Here is a 25,565-nt window from a genome sequence, read left to right as displayed (position 1 = left end):
TCAGACTCCCGCCACGCCAACCGTCATGCCGCCACACACGTACAGCACCTGGCCAGTGACAAAACCGCTGCGGGCATCGAGGAAATAGGACACGGCATGCGCGACGTCTTCCGGCGTGCCCACGCGTTTCACCGGCACGCTTTCTATGATCGCCCGCGTGCGCGGGCTGTCCGGCGGATTCGCACGTTCGAAGAGTTCGGTGCGGATCGGGCCGGGACCGATCGCATTCGCCGTGATGCCATGACGGCCGAGTTCGAGCGCCCATACCCGGGTCATGCCGATCAACGCCGCCTTGGTCGCCGAGTAAGCGGTACGTAGTTCCTTGCCCAGCGCCGCCCGCGAAGACATGTTCACGATCCGGCCGAAACCCGCAGCCTGCATGCCCGGTAGCAGCGCCTGCATGCACTGCATCGCGCAACGTACGTTCAGTGACCACGCAAGCTCGAGTTCCTCCAGACTCTGCCCGGCTGCGCCCGCCGGCACCACCACGCCGACATTGTTGATCAGCCGCGTGATCGGACCGCCCGCGAGCGCTTGATCGAGCGCCTTCGCCGTTGCTTCGGTATCCGAAAGATCGGCAATAATTCCATTGCCCACCCGATCAATAACCACAGCTTCAAAGCCATCCGCTTCACAGCGCTCGGCGCAAGCCGCACCGATTCCCGCCGCGCCGCCGGTAATCAAAACTCGTTCTCGTGTCATGTCGTGTACTTTAGGAAATCAGACGGTTGCGATCGGCGTCACGGGCGAACCCATCGCGCCCGGCAAACGCAGCGGCGGCGCTGTCAGCATGAAATGCGAGCGAGCGTTGGCACGCAGCCAGACCGCCAGATCGCGCAGGTACCAGAGCTCGCCGAGCGGCAAGCCAAGCTTGAACAGACAATGGTGATGCAGCGGCATCAGCGGATAGTGGCCTTCCGCCGGACGCGCCGGATAACGCTCGACTGCATAGTTGTCCGCGACCAGCGCCGCAATGCCCGAATCGGTCAGCCACTGCAACAGCCGCTGATCGCGGCCGTCGAGCGCGCAACACTGGCTGTTGAGCACGGCTTCATCGGGATGACGGTTCATTTCCAGCACCAGTTCAGCGAAACCGGTGCGCAGCAGCAACATGTCGCCACAATCGATCTGTACCTTGTCCGCGTCGATGGCGAACATCAGGTCGTCGTAACCCACGGTTCGATGCTCACGTCCGTAATGCTCGACGAGGTCGACAAGAACGCCGCGCCCCTGCATGCCCTTTACCGCGAGATTTTCAATGCCGAGCGCGTCTGCGTGGCTATGTTCGTTACCGCAGGCGTGCGGCGCGAACGCGTCGTCGCGGCGGTATTCCATGGGCCCGACTACATCCGTGTTCGCCTTATAGCCGTTGTAGTAGACGCTCTCGGCCACGCCGTCGCCGTCGGCGTCGAAGAGCGCGCCCACATGCGCGAGCGAATCCCATTGGGTGGAATATTGCAGGCTCATCAGGACCTGATCGTCGCTGACCACGTCGGTTGCCTGCTCGTCCATACGCGCGAACGGGAAGTTCACGTAGGGCAATCCGTCCTTCGTCGTAGGCCGCAAAACCGGCGGATGACGACGTACATTCAGCTTGCTGTCGCCGGGATAATCGAGCGGCAGCGACAGGCAAAAACTCAGGCCCGCCCGAATTTCGCGCGCGCCCTTCAGCACCTGTTCCGGGGTGATCAGGTTCGGTCGTCCGAGTTGATCGTCGGGGCCGAAATCACCCCAGTTCGAACCGTCTGGCCTGTTCTTCCAGCGCCTCTGATCCTGCATCCTGTTCTCCTTGCACGACCATGATTTCCCAGCCGCTAGCCGATCAACGTCTGCGGTATCCGGTCGAAAATATCGAGGAGCGCCGCGACCGCGTGCTCCTGGTTCTTCAGCAAGCGCGCCTTCGGGCCGCCGATAACGAGCGCAAACGCTTCGCCATGGATCGAGAATCCCTTCGCAAGCCCCGCGACATCCTCGACGTTTTCTCCGGTCGAACGATGCCAGCCGAGCGTCACGCCCTGCTCCACCTCCACTTCGAGCGACGCGCGATCGATCACTGAACCATCGGTCGATGCACTCAGCGGCTCGCAACTGTCGAGCAGTCGCCGGCGTGCGTCGACAGGCAACGCGCCCAGCAGCGCCTTGCCTGCCGCGCTGGCGTGGACGAGCATAAAACCGCCGGGTTCGTCGCTGTAGCGAATCTTCTGACGCGATTCCATGACGTCCAGATAAACAACCCGCGCGCCCGCGAGCGTCGCAAGCGCCGCCGTTTCACCCGTCGCATCGCGCAATGCCGTAAGCAGGGGCTGAAACAACAGCGTCAGCGGATCCTCGCTGCAAATGTCACGTGCGACATGCAACAGGCGCTGGGTCGGGTAATACCCCGCTTTTACGCCCGGCGCGTAGAGATAACCCTTCGCCACCATCGTCTGCAAAAGCGCATGACAACTCGACAAAGGGATTTCGGTTCGACGCGCAATCTCGCTGTAGATCATCGGTTGCCGGACTTCGGCAAAGAGGTTGATCACGTCAAAGACGCGCACTGCAGTTTTCACATCCATGACAATATTATCGATATATCGATAACTTGAACGCAAGAGGTCTGGGGTATACACCTATAAATGAGCGATGTTCAACGCTTTCGGGTCCGAATCAACTCCGGGTGCCGCCGGCCTCAGGAAATCCGCCGCTGACTATCACGAGAGACGGCTTGCCTCTTTCATTGGGTAGGCAGCCCTCAAATAGATAGCTATCCTTATAAAACTCCACGTTGACGATGCATCATCAACTGCCCCAATCGAGCTCGGGTGCCGGCGACCGGTGAGAACCTTCGGGATACCAGCGGTGAGTCTATTCGGGAGCGTGCCCAGCGATCACGGTGAGCTTTGCCGGGAGCTTGAAGTGAGCCTATCCGGGAGCAACAAAAAACAGCGAAGCCTTCGCGCAAGGCGTCGCCGCTTGGCTATTCCTCGTGAACCGGAAGCGGTGTTTCAGCATGACACTCGCACGTGGCCTTCAGACGCCCTAGAGTTGCCGCGCGATCACCATGCGCTGCACTTCGCTCGTGCCTTCGTAGATCTGCGTGATGCGGACATCGCGATAATGACGCTCGACAGGATAGTCTTCCAGATAACCATAACCGCCGTGAATCTGAATGGCCTGCGAACAAACCCGCTCCGCCATTTCCGACGCAAACAGCTTCGCCTGCGACGCTTCGCTCAGGCAAGGCAAGCCTTCGGTGCGCATCCGCGCTGCGTGCAACACAAGCAGGCGCGCCGCGTTCAGGCTGGTCTGCATATCGGCGAGAAGGTTGGCTACCGACTGATGCTCCTTGATCGGCTTGCCGAACTGCACGCGTTCATGCGAATAAGCACGCGCTGCATCGAATGCCGCGCGCGCAATGCCCACTGCCTGCGCCGCAATACCAATACGCCCGCCCTCCAGATTGGCCAACGCGATCTTCAATCCTTCGCCGCGCGCGCCCAGCAAGTTGCCTGCAGGAATCGCGCAGTCCTCGAGTGAAATCGGGCAAGTATCGGAAGCACGAATGCCCATCTTGTGCTCGGGCCGCCCAACGTTGAAACCCGGTGTATTCGTGGGCACGATGAACGCCGACAGACCCTTCTTCCCCAACTCGGGATCGGTGACGGCGAACACGATCGCCATGCCCGCGCGCGCGCCGTTGGTCGTGAACTGTTTCGCACCGGACAACACCCACTGGCCGTCCCGTTCAATGGCTCGAGTCTTGAGATTATTCGCTTCCGATCCGGCTTGCGGCTCGGTCAGGCAGAACGCGCCAATCATCTCCCCCGTCGCCAGTTTCGGCAGATATTCGGCCTTTTGCGCTTCAGTGCCGAACGCGAGAATCGGTCCGCAGCCAACGGAATTGTGTACGGCCATGAGCGTCGAGCACGAGGCGCAGCCGGCCGCAATTTCTTCGATCGCCAATGCATACGCCACGTAATCGCTGAAAGTGCCGCCCCATTGCGCAGGTACGATCATGCCAAGCAGGCCGATCTCGCCGAGTTGCCGCACGACCTCGTCCGGCAGGGCGGCGTCGCGGTCCCATTGGCCCGCGTGCGGCGCGAGCACTTCAGTGGCGAAGTCGCGCGCGGCGTCGCGGATCATGCGCTGGTCGTCGGTCAGGAAGCTGTCGATCATGATGGTATGGCTCGTGTGAAATACGGGAAAACGCGCTGGGCTTACACTGCTGCGCTTAAGCGGTGAAGCCGGCGGCAAATAGCATCACGCCAGATTCTAGGCGCGGCGCATTCGTCTGCCGATGCCTGAAACGATCAAGCTTCCTGAGCGAATGCGCCACCTAGTGACTACCCCAACGACTACCCCAACACCGAAACGCCCGCGGAACCAGCGGCCCCTGCGGGCCGTGACCGCGGCTCCGCCCGCTCCACGGACACCGCGCGGCCGGGGCAATGAACGCGGGACCATAGCGGGGGATCTCGTCGAGGAAGCGCTGCGGTGCGCCGAGGGTCGCGGTGTGGAGCGCACCGGGTTGCTGGCGCTGGCGGGCATCCAGCCTGCCGCGCTCGCGGCGCCGCTCGCCCGCGTCTCGGCCGCACAATACGGCCGCTTGTGGAGCGCCGTCGCCGATGCGCTCGACGATGAATTCTTCGGCCAGGACAGTCATCCAATGCGCCGCGGCAGCTTCGCGCTGCTTTGTCATGCCGCGCTCGGTTCGCGCGACGGCGCTCAGGCGCTGAACCGCATTGCCGGTTTCCTGCGACTCGTGCTGGACGATCTGCAATGCAAAATCGACATCGATCCCACGCGCGTAAGAATTCGACTCGCCGACACCGGTACTGAAACCCGCTCACCCCGCCCGATGTTCGTCTACGCCACCGCGTTCATCATGATCTACGGGTTGTTGTGCTGGCTGGTCGGCCGTCGCATCCCGGTGCTGGCCGCGCACCTGCGCTGCCCGGAACCGGCGGCGTCCGACGAATACCGGCTGATGTTCTGCGACGCAATGTTCTTCGATCAACCGGCATCGTATGTCGATCTCGCGCCGGATTGCGTCACGTTGCCGGTCGTTCAGACAGCCGCCACGCTGAAGGTTTTCCTGCGTGAGGCGCCGGCCAATTTCATCGTGAAATATCGCAATCCCGATTCGCTCGCTGCGCGAATTCGCCGCAAGTTGCGGCAATCACCGCCCGTCGACTGGCCGGATAGCGAAGCTATCGCGGCGGCGTTGAACATGGCCGAGGCCACGCTAAGACGCCGCCTGAAACAAGAGGGCGCAACCTACCAATCCATCCGCGATGCGCTGCGGCGCGACCTGGCCATCGCGCGGCTCGCCGACACGACGCAGACCATCGCTGAGATCGCGCATGCGCTCGGTTTCGCGGAACCCAGCGCATTTCATCGCGCCTTCAGGAAGTGGACAGGCGTGCGGCCGGCGGCGTATCGCGGCATGCGTACCGGTGTCGACCCAGATGCATGACAGCAGGCACACCGTCGCGCTGCTATAGTGAAAATCTGCTGGTCCATTGAAGGAGCGTTGCCATGCCGCAACCGAAAACACCACAGCACAGCAAGCCGAAAGCACCGGCTGACGTGAGCCATCGCGAGGCCGCACTCGACGAAGCGCTGGACGAGAGTTTTCCCGCAAGCGACCCCGTCGCGATCTCAGTCGATCGCAACCCTGCCCCTGAACCAAAACGTCACGACAGTCACGGCAAACAAACGCGTTAGCCGCTTTCAGTCGTCGATTCAGTCGTCCAGACCCGTCAGCAGCAGGGCCAGCTTCTCGACGTGCTGCAGCAGCATGGCGCGGTGTTTGTCGATCTGCTCGATTCTTCCGGCAAGATCGGCCTTCACCGGATCGTCCAGTTTGCCCGACGCACGCAAATCCTCCGCCTTCGCATTGATGCCATCGAGCTGGACCATCGAAAGCTGCCGTTCCACGCGGCGCAGGTCGCTCAACAGCAGATCGCGGTTGCGCCGGAACATCTGGTCGCGCCGATGCGTCTCCACTTGCTGCAGCGCCTGGTCGGCAATACGACGGGTCGCTTCGGTTTGCGAGAGCAGTGGTTCCGGGCCGCGCAAGACGGGCCGTTTGGGCGCCGGGTGCGCATTGCCGCGAAATACCGCCGCGGGTGTTTCCTCGTCCATCGCGCGCTGGGTTTCGGGCGGAATATCGCGCCGGTCGCGGCGCTCGTCCAGCCAGCGCGGTGGCAAACCGGTGACGGTTTCCACCCCGCGCACGAACTCCTCGCTGAAATCGCGCCTTCCGGCCAGAATCAGCTTCATGTACGACGGGGAAAAACTCATCATGCGGGCAATTCTCGCGCCGCCAGCCGGCGATCCCGCGAGCACATTCAGGTTGGCTCGCCACACGAGGTACAGCGTTTCATCGAAATCTTCCATGGGCTAGTCTCCAAGCAGACGGACTCGCAAACGCTGCGCAGCGGTTCACATGCGCTTGACGCTCAGGTCCTGGCGAGCCCGTCATGACGGCGACGAGCCGGATCGTGATCGGGGGCGTCGCCTAAGTGGGCATCTGACCGCAATCTTACCGTCATCTCAATAATGCGCGTTTTGTCCGGGTAGGCGGTGAAAACCCGCAAAAAGCAACAGAAATCACGTGGTTTAAGGGCAACCCGCGCCAAAAAGGGCGTGGGGATGAGGACACGCCGCGGGAGGGTTGACCCGCTCGATTCTCGACCTCCCAGCGTCGTTTGTAACCGTAGTGTCTCGCTCAAGAAAATCTGCCACACGAATAAATGGCGATTATTCGTGTGGCAGATAATTTCCAAATATCTCTCACACGAATAATTGACAAATATCTGTTACAGACATAAACTGCGTTTATTCGTGTGAGAGATAATTATCATGCAGCAGGCCATTGCAACGCCCTACCAAATGGGTCAGATCCTTGCCGCCGGCCGCCGGCGCGCGGGCCTCACCCAAGCTGAAGCGGCCTCGCGGCTGGGTATCAGCCAAAGTCGCATATCAACGCTCGAGGCGGACTCCAGCACGCTGACACTCAATCAGCTGCTGACGCTTTTTGGCGCGTACGAACTGCAACTCCAGGTCCTGGACAAGGGTTCGTCTGCACCAACACCCCCCGCGCCTGCGCCGGAGTGGTAATGGCGGGACGCAAGCCACATTCCCGGGCGCTGTCGGTATGGGTCAACGGCGTACGGATGGGCATCTGGCGCATTCCCACTCGCGGTCCGATGGAACTCGCCTATGACCCCGAGTGGGCCGCCTCCGAGCTCAGCCGGCCGCTTTCGCTGTCGTTGCCCATCCCGCTTGATAATGCCCCGCTCAAAGGCGACCGGGTACTCAACTACTTCGACAACCTGCTGCCGGACAGCGAGGCCATTCGAAAACGAATCGGCCGGCGATTCCGGACGGACACGCTGGATGCGTTTGATCTTTTGGAGGCCATTGGCCGGGACTGTGTGGGCGCGGTTCAACTGCTGGGTGCCGACGAAGAGCCTGCCGGTGTCGAACAGATCGACGGCACGCCGCTCAGTGACGCAGATATCGAGACCCTCCTGAACCAGACTGCGGGCAGCGGCACTTTTGGCCCCCAGGACGACGAAGACGACTTCCGGATTTCCCTGGCCGGCGCACAGGAAAAGACTGCACTCCTCTGGCACGAAGGCCAGTGGATGAAACCGCACGGCGCCACTCCCACAACGCATATCCTGAAGCTTCCGCTCGGCCTGGTGGGTAACCGGCGCGCCGACCTCACCACGTCGGTCGAAAACGAATGGCTGTGCATGCATCTCCTGCAGGCCTACGGCGTACCGGTCGCCGAAACGGAGATCAAGACCTTCGGCAAGCAACGCGCGCTGAGCGTGAAACGCTTCGACCGCCAGATGCACTCAAGCGGCAAGTGGATCCTGAGGCTGCCGCAAGAGGACTTTTGCCAGGTGATGGGGCTGCCCTCGCACAAGAAGTATGAGAACGAAGGGGGTCCGGGGGTGATCGATCTGGCGCAAGTGCTCCAGCAGTCCGAGACGGCCAGGGAAGACATAGAAACGCTGCTGACCACGCAGATACTCTTCTGGCTGCTGGCCGCCCCGGACGGGCACGCGAAGAACTTCAGCATCCGGCTGCTGGCGGGCGGACAGTATCGGCTGACCCCGCTTTATGACGTCATGTCCATCTGGCCGGTCGAGGGCAAGGGAGCGAACCAGTGGTCGTGGTTCAGGGCCAGGCTTGCCATGGCTGTGTCGGGTAAGAACCGTCACTACGCTTTTCGCGATATCCAGCGCCGCCACTTCAACGCAATGGCGCCGCGATGCTCATATGGGCAGGATGCGGAGCCGATCATCCAGCGGCTGATTGCACGGACGCCCGGTGTTATCGAGCGCGTGTCGGGCGAGTTGCCGGAGGGGTTTCCGGCCAGGGTCGCTGATCGTATCTTCGAGGGACTACACCGGACCGTGGCCGCGCTCGAGGCAATGCCAGCGAGGGCGATTGCCTGAGCGCTTCAATCAATTGCGCGGCACGCCGGTTGCGATGCAATCCAACGTGCGCCGGGTCTGCGTCACATCGTCAAGGCACGTCGCGCAAATACCCCTCCTTCGACGAATCGCGCATCCGCAACGAGACTATTCCCGAAATCGCGCACAACGCCGTCACGTACCAGTAGAAGGTCGACTCGCTGCCGACTGACTTCAGGAACAGCGCCACATATTCGGCCGAACCGCCGAACACCGCGTTTGCCACCGCATACGACAAACCCACGCCCAGCGCGCGCACTTCCGCAGGGAACATCTCGGCCTTGATCAGCCCGCTGATTGACGTGTAGAGACTCACGATAGCCAACGCGATCACCACCAGCACGAACGCCACGATCGGGCTGGTGACGTCCTTCAACGCATGCAGGATCGGCACCGTGCAGAGGGTTGAGAGGCCGCCGAACCAGATCATCGACTTGCGCCGGCCGATCCGGTCAGACAATGCGCCGAACGCGGGCTGCATGATCATGTAGATGAAGAGCGCCGCGGTCATCACGTTGCTAGCCGTCTTCGCATGCATGCCGGCAGTGTTCACCAGGTACTTCTGCATGTACGTGGTGAACGTGTAGAAGATCAACGATCCGCCCGCGGTGAAACCGACCACGGTGAGGAACGCGCCCTTATGCTGCATGAGACCGCGCAGCGTACCGGCTTCCTTCAGCTTGCGGCTTTCGGCCGTGGTGGTTTCATCGAGCGATTTGCGCAAATACAGCGACACGACCGCCGCGAGCGCGCCAATCCCGAACGGGATGCGCCAGCCCCATGCCCGCAGTTCTTCCGTGGTCAACACTTGCTGCAACACGACCAGCACCAGCAACGCGGCAAGCTGTCCGCCGATCAACGTCACATACTGGAATGACGCGAAGAAACCACGCCGCCCCTGCAACGCGACTTCACTCATGTAGGTCGCGCTCGTGCCGTATTCACCGCCCACCGACAAGCCCTGGAACAGCCGCGCGATCAGCAGGAAAAATGGCGCCCAGGCACCAATGCTCGCGTAGGTTGGCAGGAAGCAGATCACGAGCGAACCGGCGCACATCATCAGCACGGAAATCATCATCGACGTGCGGCGGCCGTGCTTGTCGGCGATACGGCCAAACATCCAGCCGCCGATCGGCCGCATCAGGAAACCCGCGGCAAACACGCCGGCGGTGTTGAGCAGCTGCGTGGTCGGATTCCCGCTTGGAAAGAACGCCGGAGCGAAGTACAGCGCGAGAAACGAATATATATAGAAGTCGAACCACTCGACGAGATTCCCCGATGAAGCGCCGACGATCGCGAGAACGCGCCGCCGGGTGTCAGCTGAAGTTGAGAGAGCGATGTCGGCCATGCTGGGTGAAACTCCTGTCGCGTGTTGAAAACGGCGGCTTGTGGCCGCTCTTGAGCCGGTCTGATGCCGGCGACGGTCCGCGCTGGGCGGCGGCGCGCAAGTTTATACGACGAGAAGCGGGTTGTTGCAACATGACGCTCAACCAAAATTCAGCTTACACAGCATTTTCACTTGAAAGATTTTTGTCAAAAACAAATCAAGCCGAATCTCGTGAAATCTTTTTTCAGCATTGAACTCCCGGTAAATCAACGGTTTGCGGCCGACCAGACGATTGCAAGAAGAGACTCAAAAAAAACTTACAATCATAAAAACTGAAAGCACTTGGTAATTACCCTAGAAGGTGAAAAATGAATGCCTTGACTCTCATGGAACGCTCTCTATTCAAGCGTTCCGTGAGCGGAAGTCTTGCCATAATTGCGGACGCCTGGTTTTTCTGGAGAACCGCATGAACCCGCAGTCGCCTGATCACACGCATCACACGCTCGATACCGCGCTGGCGTCGAAATTCGCCCGGCTCGCACTTGGCCACCTGACGCGCGAATACCCCAACAAGCTTGACCACGTAATGGGCAGCGCAGCCGATGCCCAAGGCCCGCGCGCCCTCCATCCGATCTTCTACGGCAGCTTCGACTGGCACTCGTGCGTCCACGGCTACTGGTTGATCGCACGGCTTGTCGACCGCTTCCCTGCCTTGCCGGAAGCGCCTGCAATTCACGCGTTGATCGACTCGCATTTCACCCATGCCAACGTCACCGCCGAAGTCGCGTATTTGCAGCGTCCCGAGGCGCGTGGTTTCGAGCGTCCGTATGGCTGGGCGTGGCTGCTCTCGCTTGCCGGCCAACTTCATTCGATGCAGTCAGGCGAAGGCCAACGCTGGTCCATGGCGCTGGCGCCGCTCGCACACGCGTTTGTCGAGCGTTTCACGGAGTACCTGCCGAAAATGACGTATCCGCTGCGGGTGGGCACGCATTTCAATACGGCATTCGCGCTGACGCTGGCTATCGCTTATGCGCGGCAAGTGGGTGACACGGCGTTTGAAGCGCTGATCGTCAATACCGCGCGGCGCTGGTATCTGGACGATGCCGGTTGCCAGGCGTGGGAACCGGGGGGCGATGAATTCCTGTCGTCGTCGCTGATGGAAGCCGAGTTGATGCGGCGAGTGTTGCCCGCAGCCGAATTCGCGGGCTGGTTCGACAGCTTCCTGCCCCGGTTGGGCGCACGCGAACCCGCCACGCTATTCATTCCGGCCACCGTGACGGATCGCAGCGACGGCAAGCTGGCCCATCTCGACGGCCTGAATCTCAGTCGCGCGTGGTGCCAGCGTTCGCTCGCGCGTGCGCTGCCGGCGGGCGACGTGCGTACCGGCCTGCTCGACGCCACGGCGAACGCTCACCTGACGGCGGGCCTCGCGCATGTGGCAGGTGACTACATGGGCGAGCACTGGCTCGCGACGTTTGCGTTGCTGGCGCTGGAGGCCTGAGCAACTCGACGCCTGCGCGTCACAGGCCCCTGTCTCCCCCGCGTCACCCGCGCGGCTGAAACGCGATCACGCTCATGCCGGCCAGCGCGATCGCCACGCCGGCAAGATCCCAGGTGGTCGGGCGAATCCGTTCGACCACCCATAGCCACATGATTGCCACCGCGATGTACACGCCGCCGTACGCGGCATACACGCGGCCGGCAGCGGTGGCATGCAGCGTCAGCAGCCATGCAAAGAGTGCGAGTGACAGTGCACCGGGGATGAGGAGCCAGGGCGAGCCACCCTCCTTCAGCCATCGATACGGAAAATAGCAGCCCACGATCTCGGCGATGGCCGTAACAACATAGAGAAGGAAAGTCTTCATTGCGGAGCCGGAGTTTCGTTCACAGGAGGCATTGACCAGGCAGGTCTCGCGAGCGGCCGAACCCCTCTCAATTGCCCTTCCCGAGCGCTGCCAGCCCGGCGAGCAAGGCTTGATGAAACGCGCGCGGGTCCTGCATCTGCGGCGCATGCCCCAAGTCCGCGAACTCGACCAGCTTCGCACCCGGGATCGCCTCCGCGGCATGTTTGGCCAGCTCCGGATAACGCCCGAGCGTCGGCCTGATGTCCGGTGGCGCAAGGTCCTTGCCGATCGCGGTCGTATCCTTGTCGCCGATCAGCAATAACGTCGGCGTCGTGATCTGCCCGAACTCATACACGACCGGCTGCGTATAAATCATGTCGTAGAGCAACGCTGAATTCCACGCAACGACGTCCTTGCCCGCCCCGCGATACATTCCCGCCAGCATCTGCACCCACGGCTCGTAACGTGCGTCCCAGTGACCCGCGTAGTACGTGGCTTGCTCGTATTTGCGAATGCTGTCGGCGCTGGTCTTCAACTCGCGGGCGTACCAGTCATCGATAGAGATGGACGGCACGCCTTTCGCCTTCCAGTCCTCCAGTCCGATCGGATTCACCAGCACAAGCTGCTCGGTCTCCTGCGGATACATCAGCGCATACCGCACGGCAATCATGCCGCCCGTGGAATGCGCGACGAGCGTCGCTTTTTTAACGCCGAGCGCCGCGAGCAACGCGTGCGTATTGCGCGCCAGTTGCTGGAACGTGTACTGGTACCGCACCGGCTTGGTCGATTTGCAGAAGCCGATCTGGTCCGGCGCAATCACGCGATACCCCGCGTCGGTCAGCACGTCGATGCTCTCCTTCCACGTCGCCGCGCAGAAGTTCTTGCCATGCAGTAGAACCACGGTGCGTCCGTTGGGATGCTTGGACGCAACGTCCATATAGGCCATGCGAACGATTTGCCGCTGCGATGAAATCGCGAAGCGGCCGACCGGATACGGATACTCGAAGCCCTGGAGTTCGGGGCCGTACACGGGACCGTCGTTGTCGGACGGCACCGAAGACGAAGCGACCGCGGCATCATCGGTGGAAGCGGCGAAAGCGGGCGACGCAATCAATACGGCTAAAGCTAAAACAGCGCAAAGCATGCGGCTGATCGGAGTCATGGGCGCGGAAGCTCGCAAAGGGAAACAAAGGACAAACCGGCAAATCGGACAAGGACCGTCGCGGCCCCACGATGCACGCATGCACCATGCGACGGCGGGGGAATTTTATCGCGTGTGCGTTTTCGCCGCCGATAGTATGAATACCGTCGATACCACCAATCTCATCGCCACGTGATGCACACGAGCGCCTTATACTCGCGCCTCGACGAAACCCGACCTCGCCCGCCGCATGAAAATCCGCCTCACGCATTTCAAGTACTTCAAGCATTTCCAGCACTTCGCTTCGTTTTTCCCATCGCTGCTCATAGGGTTGCTGGCCACGCTCGGCGCCACGGTGTCCCTCAACGTCCTCGCGGCGAGCGACTGTGCGCAGTTCAGCCCCGGTGGTCGCGCGCCCATTGTCACGAATGCGAAGATGCGCGCCTCGACGCAGCAACTTTGTTATTCCGACTTCGCCGTCCTGCATTCCGGCGTGACGCACGGGCCGTTGTGGTCGGCGGAACACCTGAGCGCAGAACACCTGGACGATGCCCGCGACAACACCCGCACCAACCGCTTCTTCGTCGATAAAAAACTGCCGCCCGGCGCCAGCGCCACGCTCTCGGACTACAAGAAGAGCGGTTACGATCGGGGCCATATGAGCCCGGCCGGTGACCGCTGGGACCAGAAGGGCATGATGGAATCGTTTTCGCTCGCGAACGTTGTGCCGCAAAATCCGTCGAACAACCGGCGCATCTGGTCACGTATCGAACAGTCTGTGCGCCGGCTGGTGGAACAATCCGGCGACGCCTACGTTGTCACCGGACCGCTGTTTTCCGGGCGGCAGTTGCAGACGATCGGGGAGTCGCGCGTACTCGTGCCCACGCAGTTGTATAAGGTGGTGTATTTGCCCGGACGCGACCTGGCGTTTGCGGTCGTGGTCGACAACACCCCCACGAACGAATACAAGGTCAAGACGGTCCGTGAACTGGAAGCCATGAGCGGGCTGCAATTTCCAGGCATTCCGGACACGCTGAAAGACCAACGCATTGGAGGACTGAAAGGTGTTTAAGCCATTTGCCAACGATACCGACACACTCAACATCAACGGCGACGCGCTCGTGATCGCCAATGACACCGCGCGGCTCTCCATTTCCGGCGATCTGGAAATCGCACGCGACAAGACCGGCCTGGCCACTGCGCTTGTGCTGCAAAAGGCGGTGAACGCCATCGTCGACGCGTTGCAGAGCGACGCAAGCTTACCCACGAAACTCGCCGATGAACCGCCGAAGCCAACGGGCAAGACGGATAATCCGTTCATCTGAGCGTCAGCAAAAAAATTGGCCGGAGACATATCTTGATCGAATGCCACATTGCACCGAGTCCGCTCGGTCACCTCGCGTATCGAGCGGAAGACGACTGCCTCACGGGCTTGTTTTTTGTCGGGCAGAAACACTTCCCCGCGGGTCTTATCGAAACAGGTCCGCCGAGCTCACGCGCGATCGTGATGGCGAAGGAGCAGATCGCCGAGTACTTCGCCGGTGAGCGCACCGTGTTTTCCGTGCCGTTGCGGCTCAATGGCACCGCGTTCCAGCAGCGTGTGTGGGCGGCATTGCAAGAGATCCCGTTCGGCGCCTCCTGGACCTACGGCGATCTCGCGCGCCGGATGGGCGTGGCTGCGGGAGCATCGCGCGCAGTGGGTGGAGCAAACGGGCGCAACCCCGTGGGGATCATCGTGCCGTGTCACCGGGTGATAGGCGCCGATGGAGAGCTGACCGGTTACGCAGGCGGCGTGGAGCGCAAGCAACATCTGCTGACGCTTGAAGGCGGACCAGGACGTGCGCAACTCACGTTGTTCTGAACGCTCAGCCCGGTAGTGTGTGGAAGAGCATGAAAAACCCCCGCAATCGCTACGCGATTGCGGGGGTTTTACGCTTCTGTACGCAAGGAAACAACGTCCACGACGTCAAGACTCACAGCATGCGTTACTGCTCGGATTACTGCGTGCTGACGCGAATTTCGACGCGACGATTCTTTGCGCGGCCAGCAACGGTCGAGTTCGACGCGACCGGGTTCGACGCGCCATAACCTTGAGCCGTGTAGCTTTGCGAACGCAGGCCGTGGGTCTTCAAATACTGCGCCACCGATTCCGCACGGCGTTGCGACAACTGGCGATTATGCGAAGCCGAACCCGTTGAATCCGTGTAGCCCGCAACGACGACCTGCCGCAACGTCACGCCCTGGGCGGCGGACACGAACTCGTCGAGCGTGTCTGCCGCTTTCGGCGTCAGCGCGGCGCTGTCGGTAGCGAAGTTGGCGTCACCGCTCAAGTCGATCTGGCGGGGCATTTCCGGCGCGGCTTGCGGCACGGGAGCCGGTGCGGGCGCCGGAGCAGCTTCCGGCTGAGCGGGCGCGCCGCACTGGAACGTCAGGATACGCGGGTCGCCCGACTCTTCAGACGTGGCGCGCAGGCGTTCCATGGTTTCAAGCTTGTACGCGGGCTTGTCGCCGCAGATTTTCTGGGCTTGCTTCACGCATGCCGCCACGCTTTCAAACAAACCATGACATTCCACGCGATAAACCTGCGCGCCATTAGCCGTCTGGATCTCGTTAGCGTTGAAAGTCGGGCCGGACGCGGTCGAACAACCGGCAAGCGCGCCAATTGACAACAGACCTGCAGCGATTAGTTTCTTGGACATTTTTTTACCATTCGTAAATTGAGTGTGACTGAGATATCGAGACAAATGCGTACTGGATGGGCCATCAGACAGTTACCCGATTTTCACAGCCACCTTATTCGCCTCAAGCCTTCGATCCGGATCTTGAAAATGATCTGGAATCCGAAATCGCGCGGCATGTTAGCACGTGAAAACTAGCATTCCTAAGTGGATAATTCCTAATTGATGAAACACTTTCGAGCGATTTTCGAAACAACGGATAAACGTAAACAATCGGAAAACTTTTGGCGTGCTATTGCGGCACGGGAAATGAAAAGCGGCCGCAAATGCGGCCGCTTTTTCAAAGCTTGAAATGCCATGAGGGGGTTCGAAGCGCGCACCCCGGACGACGTCCGGGCCGTCAGATGCGCGTTACTTCGGCAACGGCATCAAGTCGACATCCGACTGGCGTTGAAGATCCTGCACCTTGGTTTGCAATGCACGCAGTTGGGCCTGCGCGGCATCCTGTTCCGCGCGCAGCGAACGGATAGCTTCCTGCTGCTCCGCCTGCCGGTCCGCCACCTGGCTTTGCTGCGCCCGTGCGACATCCAGGTCAGCCTGCAGGCGATTCGCGCGCCCTTGCTGGACCGCGATCAGCCGGTCAGCAAAGTTCTTCTCCGCTTCGAGCTTGGTCCGGCGAATCTCGGTATCGGCGAGCGCCGCGCTGTTTTTTGCAAAGTCCGCATAGATGGTTTCTGCACGCGAATCCACTTGAGTCTTAACCACCCGCCAGAATTTCTTTTGCTGAAACAACGCAATATAGAACGTCATTTCATCGGGGTAAAACAGCATGCTCGCGCCATAGCTGCCGTTATACGTGGTGCGCAATTCCTTTACCTTTCCGTCGCGAATCATTTGCTGCAGTTCCGCGACGTTGCCATTCAGCGTCGCCTGCGGCTCGTCGGCTGCCCCGTTGGTCAGGAGACTGCGTCGTGCACCTGAATCGCCAAGTGCATCGGCTGCCGGCGCACTGCCTTGCATGGGCGCTGTAGGCCCGGCGGCACACGCTGCGCCGCACAGGACGAACCATGCCAAGACCAGTGCCCCGCCTCTCGTTGTATTGTTGGAGTTCATGGAATTTCCGGGTTGAACGCAATTAAGAATGCGAAAGCACCGGAATTATGGCAGATAGAAAAGCTAAAGCGGAAAATGCGTGGGGCTGCTTTTTACAGTCACCCGTTCGCCTGAAACACTCGACAGTTTGAAACGATTCGTGAAGCGATTCATGCAATGCTCATCGCTACGCGTTACACACTTCATTGCAGAATTCACGCGGTGCTTTATAGATCGTGACGCAAGCGCACGTCATCCTGAACGAACGTGGGAACGTGGGTGCCGGTGGTTGAACGCGTGGGCGAGAAGATACGCTTGTCGATCTGTTGTGTCGGCACTGCAGAGAAGATTCCGCGATCCGCCTTGAAAACGAACGGCGCACCCGAGTAGATGCCCGGGTCGACGGAGGTTGCCGCCATGCTCGGCGATATCTGGAACAAACCAGCCAATGCAATCAGGCTGACGGTCGCGAAAACTGAACGGGATGAACGGACATGCAATGACATGAGAAGGACTCGCGCAAAAAAGGCCTGCGCGCGAACAACCGCTGAACCGCGTACTCGTGACAGGCGTGGACCAGTGCGACATGAAGTCGCGTATGCAATTGTTTTAACCAGCCGAAAGGCTGGTCAGGAAACCGGTCGTTCCGTCGACCGTAGCCTACCGGTGCATGCGTTGTTGGCAACGACGACGTGTGAAGCCACCGGGACAACGTGGCTGGCCTCTGGCCTAGCTGTCTCCGTGAGGAGAGGTACCGCCTGCGAGCGTTGATGCGGGTGAGCTGCAAGGCTGGATAGTATGGTCAACATAAGTGAACTGCCACAGACATCGTTAGCCTGAACAAGCCCAAAACGCTGGTGGCTTGAACCAAAATGGTACGCGGTCGGATGTTTCCCCTGGTTCAGGAAACACACGGACATGCAGACCGCCGGTGGATAGGCAGGACCTACGCTATTCGTGTTGCATACGTGGAACATGGTAAGCCCGATGTGCCGCCAGGAATGGCAGGCGACCCGCAAGGGAAGCTGAGGGCGCAGCGGGTAGAGGAAAGCGGAGAAAGCGAACGCTGCCCTGTAATCGGGCAGATAGGGATTGCGTCGCGAGACAACATCATCTCACGCGAAAGCGGGCAGACTTCCGTATGGTCTTTCGTCACTAGATAGCTTGAACAACCTTTCAAGGAGGAGAAGCAGATGACTGTGCAGCAACCGGGCGCGGGTGCGTCCTCCGATCGCGCGAGACACTGGCACGGCATTAACTGGGCCGGGTGCCATCGTGAGGTTCGAAGGCTGCAGGCAAGAATAGTGAAGGCAATACAGGATGGCAAACACGGCAAGGTGAAAGCCCTGCAGTGGTTGCTGACCCATTCGTTCAGCGGCAAGGCGCTCGCCGTCAGACGGGTGACTGAGAATCAGGGCAGACGGACGCCGGGCGTGGATGGTGTCACCTGGTCCACACCGAAGTCCAAAATCAACGCAGTGTCGTCACTCAAACGGCGCGGCTATCGGCCGCGTCCACTGAGACGGATATATATCCCGAAGGCCAACGGGACAAAAATGCGGCCCCTTGGAATTCCTTGTATGGTCGACAGGGCTCAGCAGGCGCTGTACCTGCTCGCTCTGGAGCCGGTCGCCGAAACTACGGCGGACCCGAACTCGTATGGGTTTCGGTCCGCCCGTTCCACGGCCGACGCAATCGAACAATGCTTCCGGGCATTGGCACAAGCCGACTCTGCAACGTGGATTCTTGAGGCCGATATCCGCAGCTGCTTTGACGAAATTTCACATGACTGGCTGGTCGCCCACATCCCCACGGACAAAGCGATTCTGCGAAGGTGGTTGGAGGCTGGCTACCTTCACAACCGTGTCTTTCACTCAACGCAGGCGGGTACACCGCAAGGGGGAATAATCTCGCCTACGTTGATGAACATGACTCTCGACGGGCTGGAAAAAATGCTACGTGCAAAGTATCGCAAAGGCAGTAACAATCCGTCGAAGGTCAACATCGTTCGTTATGCGGATGACTTTATCATTACCGGCGCAACGCGTGAAGTGCTGGCTGATGACGTTCGTCCGACGGTCGAGCTGTTTCTGGCGGAGCGCGGTTTATCACTTTCTTCAGAAAAGACCCGGATCACGCATATCGACGAAGGGTTCGATTTCCTCGGCATGAACGTGCGCAAATATGGCGGCAAGCTGCTGATCAAGCCTGCCAGAGCAAGCGTTCAGCGCTTCCTGCGCAAGCTGCGGGAAACCGTGAAGAACAGTGCGACGGTACGACATGATCAACTGATACGTGAACTCAATCCATTGCTTCGCGGATGGGCGAACTACTACCGGCATGTCGTGGCGAAGCACACCTTTGGCAGAGTCAGTCACGAAATCTGGCGATGTTTGTGGCGCTGGGCGAAGCGCCGGCATCCGAACAAGAGCTCGCGCTGGGTCCGGCAGAAGTACTTCCGGATAGTAGGATTCCAGCATTGGGCCTTTGGCACGGAGACTGGCAATACGCTCAGCACAGGAAAGCCGGAACTCCTGATGTTATATGACATCGCAGGCACGCCGATCCGGCGACACCGGAAACTCAAGGCGGCCGCAAACCCGTTCGATGTGCAGTGGGAAAGCTATTTCGAGGAGCGTTTGGGATTCGCGATGCTGGACTCGCTCAAAGGTCGGGTGCGGTTGATTCGGTTATGGCTTGATCAGCGACGGTCGTGTCCGGTCTGTCGGCAGATGATCACGAAAACCAGTGGTTGGCGGCTCTACCACGTGGAACGAACGATCGATGGCGGTAAGGACACGAACCGAAATCTGGTCATGTTGCATCCGGAATGTCATCGGACTGCGCGTGCTCTCGGACTCTCGGTGGAAAAACCGGCTCATGACAAATGGGCTTAGAAAGGCTTGAGCGAAATGCGGCGAAAGTCGCACGTTTCGTTCTTAGGGGAGGATGCGACGGTAACGTCGCGTCCTTACCCGACAAAGAGGAGTTCGCGTGCACCCAATGAAAGCGCTCGCGACCAACCAAGATGAGACCATCTCCGTGTCGTCCGAACCATGAGCAAGTTCTGAATTTCTCCTCCATCGCCTTGATCGTTTCAAGCTTCTGCGAGTCAGTTGATCCAGCACAAGATAATCGGCAAGCAGACCGGCGCGCGATGTGTTCACACGCACCCGACGCGGTGCCGGCAATCGCGAGCCTCGTGCAAGCCCATCGAAAGGCCTTCGCCGAAGCATTGGAGCAACAGCAAGGTAGCAGGAGCGTGACCGGGTGCGAAACGTGCTGGCGCTATCGGATTGATGCGGAATTGATTCGGGATTGATGCCGGGTTTGCGCGGCCGGGGCTTGGATCAAGCCTTCAAATCAGGCGCCGGCAGGCAAGCGCTTGCCGTTCCCGTTCGATTCAATCAGCGGTTTGATCGACGACTCCACAAAATTTACACATGCCGGCATCGTTCGTCATCTCAGCGATAATCCGTTTTTACGCGATGCACGCACGGGCCAGGCGACGGCACTCGAGATATCCATGACCGACCAAGCAATTCCATCCAGCCAGACCGATTCCGATCAGACCACCGTGACGACCGGCGTGCCCGGCCTTGACGACATACTCGGCGGAGGCCTCGTCAAGGGCGGGTTGTACCTGATCGAAGGCATGGCGGGAGCGGGCAAGACCATCCTGTCAACGCAGATCGGGTTTCACCGGGTGACCGAGGGTGACACGGTGCTGTACATCACGCTGATCGCCGAGTCGCATTCGAAGCTGTTGTCGCACCTGAAAGGGCTCTCGTTCTACAACGCCGACGCTATCTCGGACAAAATGCTGTTCGTCTCCGGCTACCACGAACTGATGCGCGACGGCCTGAACGGTTTCCTCGCCTTGATCGCCTCGACCATCAAGACATGCCGGCCGCGTTTCATGGTGATCGACGGCTTTCGCAGCGCCCGCGAATTCAGCTCCACCGAACTGGAGTTGTCGCAGTTCATCCACGAACTCAGCGCGTTCGTGACTGCCGCGGGCTGCACCACGCTGATCCTGGCGCCGCTGTCGGGCAACGAGCCGCATCCGGAACACACGCTCGTCGATGGCCTGGTCGAGCTCAACCGCTTCGCGACCGGCATGCGGCGCGCGCGCGAAATTGAAGTGCATAAACTACGCGGCCGCGATCATCTGCTGGGACGTCACTTCTTCAAGATCACCGCCGACGGCCTCGTCACCTTCCCGCGCCTGGAAGCGCGGTCGCTGCTGCTGGAAGGTGCGCCGGACCTGAAAGCGAAACTATCGTTCGGCCTGCCGGACTTCGACGCCATGCTCGGCGGCGGCCTGGTGAAGGGGTCGACCACGACGCTGATCGGGCCATCGGGGATTGGCAAGACGCTGCTGTCGCTGAAATTCCTCGACGCCGGCGTGGCCAACGGCGAGCGCTGCGTGTATTTCGGCTTTTACGAATCGCCTGAGCGGCTGGTCGCCAAGGCGGAGTCCGTGTCGATCCATCTTGCCGATGCGGTTGCCGACGCTCGCCTGATCGTCGAGTGGCGGCCGGCGGTGGAGCTTGCTATCGATGAACTCGCGGCCGAGCTGATCTCCGTGGTGAAGCGCGCGGGCGCGTCGCGGCTGGTAGTGGACGGGATTGAAGGTTTCCACGATTCGGCGAACCGCATGGAGCGTTTCGGGTTGTTCCTGAACGCGTTGACGCACCGGCTACGCCAGGAAAGCGTCACGACGCTGCTTACCGAAGAGTTGCCGCTTTATGCCGACATGGCGCATGGGGGCTCGATCCGCGCGTCGGCGATGACCGAGAACATTGTGTTGATGAGATACGTGGAGACGACCACGTCGTTGTTTCGCATCATCTCCGTCATCAAGCAGCGCGAAAGCGCCCACGATCCGTCCATCCGCCGCTTCATCATCGATGAAAAGGGCTTGCATCTGGCGGATGGTTTCGTTGGAACAAGCACGTTGTTATCGGCGCGCGGCACGATCCCGCTCACGCTGTCCGACCAGGACGCCGGCACGCGGACATGAAAAAGATCCTCGTCGTAGACGATGAATTTGACCTCCTGACCACTTGGCGGCTTGTGCTCCAGATGGAAGGATACGAGGTCAGCACGGCGTCAAACGGCTTGTTGGCGCTCGAATCGGTGCGCGCAAATCAGCCCGACCTGATCATCACGGACTGGATGATGCCCACCATGGACGGCGTCGCGCTGTGCCACATGCTAGCCGCCGATGACACCCTCGCGCAGATTCCCGTCGTGCTCTCCAGCGCCGCTGCGCGCACCCCGACGGTCACGCATCCGCACCTCGAATTTCACCGGAAACCGCTTTCCATCGATGCGCTCATCGAGATCGTCACGCGTCTGATCGGCGCAGCTTGACCCGCGGTTCTCGCGCCTGGGCACGAACCCTGCTCAAACAAACGCTCCGGTACGCCGGATTCTTCGATAAACCGCTTCAACTGGAACGGGAGGCACCATGGTGCAAGATCAGGTAGAAGGCGCGGCGCAAACCGTCGTGGGCAAGATGCAGGATGCGGTCGGCGGTCTGACCGGCGACACGGCGACGCAGGCTGAAGGCAAGGCGCGCCAGATGCTCGGCAAGCTCCAGTTCAACTACGGGGAAACCGTTGATCAAGTGCGCGAGGCGGTGATTGCAAAGCCGATCAATGGCGTGCTGGTCGCGGGCGCAATCGGGTTTGTGCTTGGCGCGATCTGGGCACGGCAGCGATAAGTTGCGCTTTGCAGGCTGGCTGGCAGTTTGGGGGGATGGATAGGAAGCGGCTGGCCGCACTGAATGGCGCGGCCAGTTTTTTTGCATTGACGGGGTTGCGGTCCGTCCTACCTCGCGGAACGCGAATCCGCATTCCGGCGGTTTTGCCGCATCACCCAATCGTGCAGCAGATTCGGCACGCGCGGCAGCGCATGCGGCCAGTGCACGGCTTCCTTCGCCAGTTGCGCGACGAGGCCGTGCGAGCTGAACTGATCGAGCGCCAGACGCAGGATCACCCGGCGCGCGATCGACCATACATCGATATCCGGTGCGAGCCGCCGCGCCGTTTCCTCGATGCTCTGCACCGAGCGCGCGAGCAACGCCGCGCGGGACGCGATGCCCGTATGGGCGTCGCCGAACGCATGCTCCAGCGGCCCTTTGCTCAGCGCCGTGAAGAGATCGGCGGCAGTCCGGTGGCGCTGGGCATCGCCGGCAAATCGCTCCGCCTCCCGCCGATAGGTCGCTTCCACCCGTACCGCATGCTGCGGCTCGTGTTCGCCGGGACGACCATGCTGCATGTGCTCGCGGGCAGCCGCCTTGTGATCGCCGTGCAACAACGCGTGCGACCCGGCAACGAGGAAACTGCGCTCGTGGGCAGCGAAAAACGTAAGCGGCGAATCGCCGTCGAGCACGAGCGCCCCGAGGGTGTCCGGTTCGATACTGACTGCCGCGCCCGCCGCTTCCAGACCGGCGTGGAATACGCCCTCGCCCAGCGCGGTCTCGAAAAAAACCTCGATCCACGTGGCGATCAATCGGGCCGGGTCCAGGCCGTGGGCACGCAACCCGTCGGCGTCCGAGAGCGGCACGCTGCGCACCGCGCGCGTGACGAGCACCGTATCGCTGCAAAAATCCCAGAGCACCTCGGGCACGACAACGCGCGAGTCCTTGTTCACCTCGCGCAACCGGTAGCGCAGAAAACTTTGATCGGCGGCACGCTGGCGCAAGTCGAGCATGCCGGTAATCGACTCGGTCAGACGGGCGATGAGTGCACCGGCGTTCTGCTCTCGAACCTCACGCGAAAAACGCCCGGCCAGGCGTACTGCGGAGTTCGCCACGTCCAGGTCCTGTGCAAGCTCGGCACGCGTGTCGGCGCGAATCAGCGTGATGCGCGCGGCCACCGGCGCCGCGCTCCCGGCGCTGCGGGGAGTCGTGTCCAGCACGATCCGCGCGCGATGCGTCTGCTGCGCGATGCCGCAGCACTCGGGCTCGGCCTCCACGTCGATCAACCCGGCAGCCCGTCCCGGCGGCAGTGCGATTTCCAGCGCCCGGCGCAGCGGCGCGTCTTTCAGCGGTGTCTTGAGCGCGTCCAGCTCGGCAAGGGCGACGCGCACCGCTGTCTCCGCCAACCCCGGATGTTGCGCCAGCAGGCCCGACGCCATGCCCAGCACGCCGGACAGATTCTGCAATACCGGCACTCGCTGGGTCAGGCGGGTTGCGCCACGGGAACGCACGCCCGCAGCGAAAGAGCGCAGGACGCTATGGATTGGGGCGTCAGCGGCGGACTTAACACGGCTTTCCCGCGCGAACAGCACCGCGAGCCGCCAGATTGCGCGTACACGCTGCGTCATCGGTTCACCCCGCGGTTCACCCCGCGGTTCACCCGGCAAATGCTCAAATAGCTGATTTTCCACTCCTTGGGCGATGGTGGGTCGGATGGAACTCAGGTGTAGCACGCGACGGTTGAACCCCCAAGAGAGCGATCGTTGCGCATTTCACGTTGATCGCGCAAGCGTTTGGGGAGTTCTCATGGACAACGCCCGGGCCGCTGGCGGCAACACCGGTCTGGACACGATAACGCAGGACGATCCCGAGTGCGTCGAACCATGACGGGACACGTTGAGGAGCGACATTGCGGAATTGAGAACGAAGCTGATTAATAAACATACATTTAAATGCTTTTTCTTGGTTTATTATTAATTCACGGATTCGTTTCGAATTTCGATTTTCAACAACGAACTCGTTCACAGGGTTCGTCCCGGTAAAGGAAGGTCTATACGGCGGATCAAGCCGGGCTTTACCGACATGCGTTTCCGTTTTGAAATCACACTGCATATAGCATGCTTTAACTCCCTGACGGCCTTCTCGCGTGGCACCGGTACTCGAGCGCCAGCAGTGGTGATTTCGGCACCATTCTTCCCAATGCGTCAGAATCTGCAACGATGCTTCGCCTGGATTTCCCTAATCCTCAGTTCAACGCTCAATTAGGCATTCAGGGCGATACGTGAGTGGTTGGATTTTCCCGTTTTGAATAATTTTCACGGTGAATGAAGATGAAGTGCGTATTGCGATATGGCAGATACGGATTGTTTTTCTCAACTCGAAATAAACCTTCCTAATGCACGTTTTATCGATACGCAGATTTGAAACCCAAGCTGCAACAGATCAAAGATCTATTTCAGCTCAAAAAACGTTACGACCCATTGAATCGGAATTTTTTTCTTGTTTCATTTTGCATCGCACATTTCAATAAGAACAATTTACTGAAAACGCTCTAGTGTCCGAAACGCCGTCTATTCAAACACCATTGTTCCCTCTTCTGTCTGCCTTTGCGAGATAACGTCGAAGCATGCAGCGACTTCGCGAACAGGTCGTCTGCCTTGATTGGCACAGCTCATGCTTTCATGATCACACCAAGTTAGTCATTTTGTCGGATTTTTGTCCAACTATTGCTATACCACTATGCTAACTACCCCGGTGATCGAAACACATCTGAGCGCCTTCCATGAGGTGCTTGCAGAATGCACCGACCTCAAGAGCCGGGTTGAAACCGAGCGGGAAGCGGTCTCGGCGATTACAGCGGCGATCGTTCACGCGAGTGAAACCCTCGCGAAGCGCGGTTACATCTCGCCGCAAAAGGTGGAAGGCCTCACCGTATCAATGGAGGAAAACGCGCTCGATCTGAAAGCTGCGCTCGATGAAGTCGACGCGTCCATCCGGACGGCCATCGGTCCTGTCGAGAAGTTCGCTGCAGCGACGGAACGCATGAGGATAGCCCAACGGGGAACGCATCCGGATCACCTCGGACCGGCAGCCGATCAATCAGGAAGACCTGAACCCAGGATGTTCGATTCAATGGCGGCCCAGCATTCCGCCTTGTGCGAGCAGTTGCTCGAAAGCGTGCGGGAACTGGCCAACAAAGCCGCGTACCGGCTCGACGACCTGCGGGAAAAGATCGACCGGCTGCAATCGTCGTTTGGAGAAATCACCGCGGCGATGGCATCCTGACGCGTCAAGCC

At 60.3% G+C, this 25,565-nt stretch carries 27 protein-coding genes; 14 read left to right on the top strand and 13 right to left on the bottom strand.

Annotation, left to right across the window (positions count from 1 at the left end; translation table 11 throughout):
- The 4 genes from AWB69_RS30900 to AWB69_RS30885 form a co-directional block, all read right to left on the bottom strand.
- Positions 1–702, bottom strand: a complete 702-nt coding sequence (locus tag AWB69_RS30900; protein WP_062090621.1) for an SDR family oxidoreductase — start codon at positions 700–702, stop codon at positions 1–3.
- Between the two features lie 18 nt (positions 703–720).
- On the bottom strand, positions 721–1,779 hold the full coding sequence (locus tag AWB69_RS30895; RefSeq protein WP_062090620.1) for a cyclase family protein: 1,059 nt from the start codon (positions 1,777–1,779) through the stop codon (positions 721–723).
- 35 nt (positions 1,780–1,814) lie between these two features.
- Positions 1,815–2,558 (bottom strand): IclR family transcriptional regulator, encoded by a 744-nt coding sequence (locus AWB69_RS30890; protein WP_062090619.1) that lies wholly within the window; start codon positions 2,556–2,558, stop codon positions 1,815–1,817.
- 463 nt (positions 2,559–3,021) lie between these two features.
- The gene (locus AWB69_RS30885; RefSeq protein WP_062090644.1) at positions 3,022–4,155 is read right to left on the bottom strand and encodes an acyl-CoA dehydrogenase family protein; all 1,134 of its coding nucleotides are present in this window, start codon (positions 4,153–4,155) and stop codon (positions 3,022–3,024) included.
- 229 nt (positions 4,156–4,384) lie between these two features.
- Between AWB69_RS30885 and AWB69_RS30880 the strand changes: the two genes are divergently transcribed.
- On the top strand, positions 4,385–5,458 hold the full coding sequence (locus tag AWB69_RS30880) for an AraC family transcriptional regulator (RefSeq protein WP_062090618.1): 1,074 nt from the start codon (positions 4,385–4,387) through the stop codon (positions 5,456–5,458).
- A gap of 62 nt (positions 5,459–5,520) precedes the next feature.
- Positions 5,521–5,709, top strand: a complete 189-nt coding sequence (locus AWB69_RS30875; protein WP_062090617.1) for a hypothetical protein — start codon at positions 5,521–5,523, stop codon at positions 5,707–5,709.
- Between the two features lie 18 nt (positions 5,710–5,727).
- Here the strand turns inward: AWB69_RS30875 and AWB69_RS30870 are convergent, their stop codons facing one another.
- The gene (locus AWB69_RS30870) at positions 5,728–6,384 is read right to left on the bottom strand and encodes a hypothetical protein (protein WP_062090616.1); all 657 of its coding nucleotides are present in this window, start codon (positions 6,382–6,384) and stop codon (positions 5,728–5,730) included.
- A 465-nt stretch (positions 6,385–6,849) separates the two neighbouring features.
- Here AWB69_RS30870 and AWB69_RS30865 point away from each other — a divergent pair, with 465 nt between their 5' ends.
- Positions 6,850–7,107 carry a helix-turn-helix domain-containing protein gene (locus AWB69_RS30865; RefSeq protein WP_062090615.1) on the top strand — a complete coding sequence of 86 codons (258 nt, stop codon included), beginning with the start codon at positions 6,850–6,852 and terminating at the stop codon, positions 7,105–7,107.
- Positions 7,107–8,459 (top strand): type II toxin-antitoxin system HipA family toxin, encoded by a 1,353-nt coding sequence (locus tag AWB69_RS30860; RefSeq protein ID WP_062090614.1) that lies wholly within the window; start codon positions 7,107–7,109, stop codon positions 8,457–8,459. Before AWB69_RS30865 ends, AWB69_RS30860 begins: the two co-directional genes overlap by 1 nt.
- Positions 8,460–8,529: 70 nt before the next feature.
- Here AWB69_RS30860 and AWB69_RS30855 read toward each other — a convergent pair whose 3' ends face one another.
- Complete coding sequence (locus tag AWB69_RS30855) at positions 8,530–9,825, bottom strand: MFS family transporter (RefSeq protein ID WP_062090613.1); 1,296 nt, start codon at positions 9,823–9,825, stop codon at positions 8,530–8,532.
- A 5-nt stretch (positions 9,826–9,830) separates the two neighbouring features.
- Between AWB69_RS30855 and AWB69_RS48090 the strand changes: the two genes are divergently transcribed.
- Both AWB69_RS48090 and AWB69_RS30850 read left to right on the top strand, forming a co-directional pair.
- Positions 9,831–10,058 carry a hypothetical protein gene (locus AWB69_RS48090; protein ID WP_156529017.1) on the top strand — a complete coding sequence of 76 codons (228 nt, stop codon included), beginning with the start codon at positions 9,831–9,833 and terminating at the stop codon, positions 10,056–10,058.
- 212 nt (positions 10,059–10,270) lie between these two features.
- Complete coding sequence (locus tag AWB69_RS30850; protein ID WP_062090612.1) at positions 10,271–11,305, top strand: DUF2891 domain-containing protein; 1,035 nt, start codon at positions 10,271–10,273, stop codon at positions 11,303–11,305.
- 43 nt (positions 11,306–11,348) lie between these two features.
- Here AWB69_RS30850 and AWB69_RS30845 read toward each other — a convergent pair whose 3' ends face one another.
- Together AWB69_RS30845 and AWB69_RS30840 are read right to left on the bottom strand one after the other, a co-directional pair.
- Complete coding sequence (locus AWB69_RS30845) at positions 11,349–11,669, bottom strand: YnfA family protein (RefSeq protein WP_062090611.1); 321 nt, start codon at positions 11,667–11,669, stop codon at positions 11,349–11,351.
- Positions 11,670–11,736: 67 nt separating this feature from the next.
- Positions 11,737–12,810 carry an alpha/beta fold hydrolase gene (locus AWB69_RS30840; RefSeq protein ID WP_062090610.1) on the bottom strand — a complete coding sequence of 358 codons (1,074 nt, stop codon included), beginning with the start codon at positions 12,808–12,810 and terminating at the stop codon, positions 11,737–11,739.
- A 298-nt stretch (positions 12,811–13,108) separates the two neighbouring features.
- Here AWB69_RS30840 and AWB69_RS30835 point away from each other — a divergent pair, with 298 nt between their 5' ends.
- The 3 genes from AWB69_RS30835 to AWB69_RS30825 are packed head-to-tail and all read left to right on the top strand — an operon-like array spanning position 13,109 to position 14,650.
- Positions 13,109–13,861 (top strand): DNA/RNA non-specific endonuclease, encoded by a 753-nt coding sequence (locus tag AWB69_RS30835; protein WP_407923065.1) that lies wholly within the window; start codon positions 13,109–13,111, stop codon positions 13,859–13,861.
- Positions 13,854–14,114: a hypothetical protein gene (locus AWB69_RS30830; RefSeq protein WP_062090609.1), complete on the top strand. Its 261-nt coding sequence runs from the start codon at positions 13,854–13,856 to the stop codon at positions 14,112–14,114. The genes AWB69_RS30835 and AWB69_RS30830 overlap by 8 nt, the downstream gene beginning before the upstream one ends.
- Positions 14,115–14,146: 32 nt before the next feature.
- Positions 14,147–14,650, top strand: a complete 504-nt coding sequence (locus AWB69_RS30825; RefSeq protein WP_062090608.1) for a methylated-DNA--[protein]-cysteine S-methyltransferase — start codon at positions 14,147–14,149, stop codon at positions 14,648–14,650.
- A gap of 136 nt (positions 14,651–14,786) precedes the next feature.
- Here the strand turns inward: AWB69_RS30825 and AWB69_RS30820 are convergent, their stop codons facing one another.
- The 3 genes from AWB69_RS30820 to AWB69_RS30810 form a co-directional block, all read right to left on the bottom strand.
- Positions 14,787–15,488 carry an OmpA family protein gene (locus tag AWB69_RS30820; protein WP_062090607.1) on the bottom strand — a complete coding sequence of 234 codons (702 nt, stop codon included), beginning with the start codon at positions 15,486–15,488 and terminating at the stop codon, positions 14,787–14,789.
- 390 nt (positions 15,489–15,878) lie between these two features.
- Positions 15,879–16,580, bottom strand: coding sequence for a DUF2968 domain-containing protein (locus AWB69_RS30815; protein WP_062090606.1), 702 nt, complete (start codon positions 16,578–16,580; stop codon positions 15,879–15,881).
- Positions 16,581–16,786: 206 nt separating this feature from the next.
- Positions 16,787–17,065, bottom strand: a complete 279-nt coding sequence (locus AWB69_RS30810) for a hypothetical protein (protein WP_062090605.1) — start codon at positions 17,063–17,065, stop codon at positions 16,787–16,789.
- Between the two features lie 687 nt (positions 17,066–17,752).
- On the opposite strand from AWB69_RS30810, the gene ltrA reads away from it, so the two are divergent.
- The 4 genes from ltrA (at position 17,753) to AWB69_RS30790 (ending at position 22,290) form a co-directional block, all read left to right on the top strand.
- Positions 17,753–19,456 carry a group II intron reverse transcriptase/maturase gene (gene ltrA, locus AWB69_RS30805; RefSeq protein ID WP_062090604.1) on the top strand — a complete coding sequence of 568 codons (1,704 nt, stop codon included), beginning with the start codon at positions 17,753–17,755 and terminating at the stop codon, positions 19,454–19,456.
- 629 nt (positions 19,457–20,085) lie between these two features.
- On the top strand, positions 20,086–21,585 hold the full coding sequence (locus tag AWB69_RS30800) for an ATPase domain-containing protein (RefSeq protein WP_062090642.1): 1,500 nt from the start codon (positions 20,086–20,088) through the stop codon (positions 21,583–21,585).
- Positions 21,582–21,938: a response regulator gene (locus tag AWB69_RS30795; protein ID WP_062090603.1), complete on the top strand. Its 357-nt coding sequence runs from the start codon at positions 21,582–21,584 to the stop codon at positions 21,936–21,938. Before AWB69_RS30800 ends, AWB69_RS30795 begins: the two co-directional genes overlap by 4 nt.
- Before the next feature lie 97 nt (positions 21,939–22,035).
- Positions 22,036–22,290, top strand: coding sequence for a CsbD family protein (locus tag AWB69_RS30790; RefSeq protein ID WP_062090602.1), 255 nt, complete (start codon positions 22,036–22,038; stop codon positions 22,288–22,290).
- Between the two features lie 107 nt (positions 22,291–22,397).
- Here the strand turns inward: AWB69_RS30790 and AWB69_RS30785 are convergent, their stop codons facing one another.
- Together AWB69_RS30785 and AWB69_RS48085 are read right to left on the bottom strand one after the other, a co-directional pair.
- A complete protein-coding gene (locus AWB69_RS30785) occupies positions 22,398–23,897 on the bottom strand; it encodes an AarF/UbiB family protein (RefSeq protein ID WP_062090641.1) in 1,500 nt (499 codons plus the stop codon).
- Between the two features lie 43 nt (positions 23,898–23,940).
- On the bottom strand, positions 23,941–24,486 hold the full coding sequence (locus AWB69_RS48085) for a hypothetical protein (RefSeq protein ID WP_156529016.1): 546 nt from the start codon (positions 24,484–24,486) through the stop codon (positions 23,941–23,943).
- A 522-nt stretch (positions 24,487–25,008) separates the two neighbouring features.
- Here AWB69_RS48085 and AWB69_RS30780 point away from each other — a divergent pair.
- Positions 25,009–25,554, top strand: a complete 546-nt coding sequence (locus AWB69_RS30780) for a hypothetical protein (RefSeq protein WP_062090601.1) — start codon at positions 25,009–25,011, stop codon at positions 25,552–25,554.
- Positions 25,555–25,565: the final 11 nt, after the last annotated feature.

It is taken from the genome of Caballeronia udeis (assembly GCF_001544555.2).
GTDB lineage: Bacteria > Pseudomonadota > Gammaproteobacteria > Burkholderiales > Burkholderiaceae > Caballeronia > Caballeronia udeis.
Note: the sequence above shows the minus strand (reverse complement) of the source record. Positions and strands in the feature narration are given on the sequence as shown.

What these genes read in the sequence shown, in the direction of transcription:
- AWB69_RS30900 (WP_062090621.1), bottom strand. Translation starts at nt 702, where the DNA reads ATGACACGAGAACGAGTTTTGATTACCGGCGGCGCGGCGGGAATCGGT.
- AWB69_RS30895 (WP_062090620.1), bottom strand. Translation starts at nt 1,779, where the DNA reads ATGCAGGATCAGAGGCGCTGGAAGAACAGGCCAGACGGTTCGAACTGG.
- AWB69_RS30890 (WP_062090619.1), bottom strand. Translation starts at nt 2,558, where the DNA reads ATGGATGTGAAAACTGCAGTGCGCGTCTTTGACGTGATCAACCTCTTT.
- AWB69_RS30875 (WP_062090617.1), top strand. Translation starts at nt 5,521, where the DNA reads ATGCCGCAACCGAAAACACCACAGCACAGCAAGCCGAAAGCACCGGCT.
- AWB69_RS30870 (WP_062090616.1), bottom strand. Translation starts at nt 6,384, where the DNA reads ATGGAAGATTTCGATGAAACGCTGTACCTCGTGTGGCGAGCCAACCTG.
- AWB69_RS30865 (WP_062090615.1), top strand. Translation starts at nt 6,850, where the DNA reads ATGCAGCAGGCCATTGCAACGCCCTACCAAATGGGTCAGATCCTTGCC.
- AWB69_RS30860 (WP_062090614.1), top strand. Translation starts at nt 7,107, where the DNA reads ATGGCGGGACGCAAGCCACATTCCCGGGCGCTGTCGGTATGGGTCAAC.
- AWB69_RS30855 (WP_062090613.1), bottom strand. Translation starts at nt 9,825, where the DNA reads ATGGCCGACATCGCTCTCTCAACTTCAGCTGACACCCGGCGGCGCGTT.
- AWB69_RS30850 (WP_062090612.1), top strand. Translation starts at nt 10,271, where the DNA reads ATGAACCCGCAGTCGCCTGATCACACGCATCACACGCTCGATACCGCG.
- AWB69_RS30845 (WP_062090611.1), bottom strand. Translation starts at nt 11,669, where the DNA reads ATGAAGACTTTCCTTCTCTATGTTGTTACGGCCATCGCCGAGATCGTG.
- AWB69_RS30840 (WP_062090610.1), bottom strand. Translation starts at nt 12,810, where the DNA reads ATGACTCCGATCAGCCGCATGCTTTGCGCTGTTTTAGCTTTAGCCGTA.
- AWB69_RS30820 (WP_062090607.1), bottom strand. Translation starts at nt 15,488, where the DNA reads ATGTCCAAGAAACTAATCGCTGCAGGTCTGTTGTCAATTGGCGCGCTT.
- AWB69_RS30815 (WP_062090606.1), bottom strand. Translation starts at nt 16,580, where the DNA reads ATGAACTCCAACAATACAACGAGAGGCGGGGCACTGGTCTTGGCATGG.
- AWB69_RS30810 (WP_062090605.1), bottom strand. Translation starts at nt 17,065, where the DNA reads ATGTCATTGCATGTCCGTTCATCCCGTTCAGTTTTCGCGACCGTCAGC.
- ltrA (WP_062090604.1), top strand. Translation starts at nt 17,753, where the DNA reads ATGACTGTGCAGCAACCGGGCGCGGGTGCGTCCTCCGATCGCGCGAGA.
- AWB69_RS30800 (WP_062090642.1), top strand. Translation starts at nt 20,086, where the DNA reads ATGACCGACCAAGCAATTCCATCCAGCCAGACCGATTCCGATCAGACC.
- AWB69_RS30795 (WP_062090603.1), top strand. Translation starts at nt 21,582, where the DNA reads ATGAAAAAGATCCTCGTCGTAGACGATGAATTTGACCTCCTGACCACT.
- AWB69_RS30790 (WP_062090602.1), top strand. Translation starts at nt 22,036, where the DNA reads ATGGTGCAAGATCAGGTAGAAGGCGCGGCGCAAACCGTCGTGGGCAAG.
- AWB69_RS30785 (WP_062090641.1), bottom strand. Translation starts at nt 23,897, where the DNA reads ATGACGCAGCGTGTACGCGCAATCTGGCGGCTCGCGGTGCTGTTCGCG.
- AWB69_RS30780 (WP_062090601.1), top strand. Translation starts at nt 25,009, where the DNA reads ATGCTAACTACCCCGGTGATCGAAACACATCTGAGCGCCTTCCATGAG.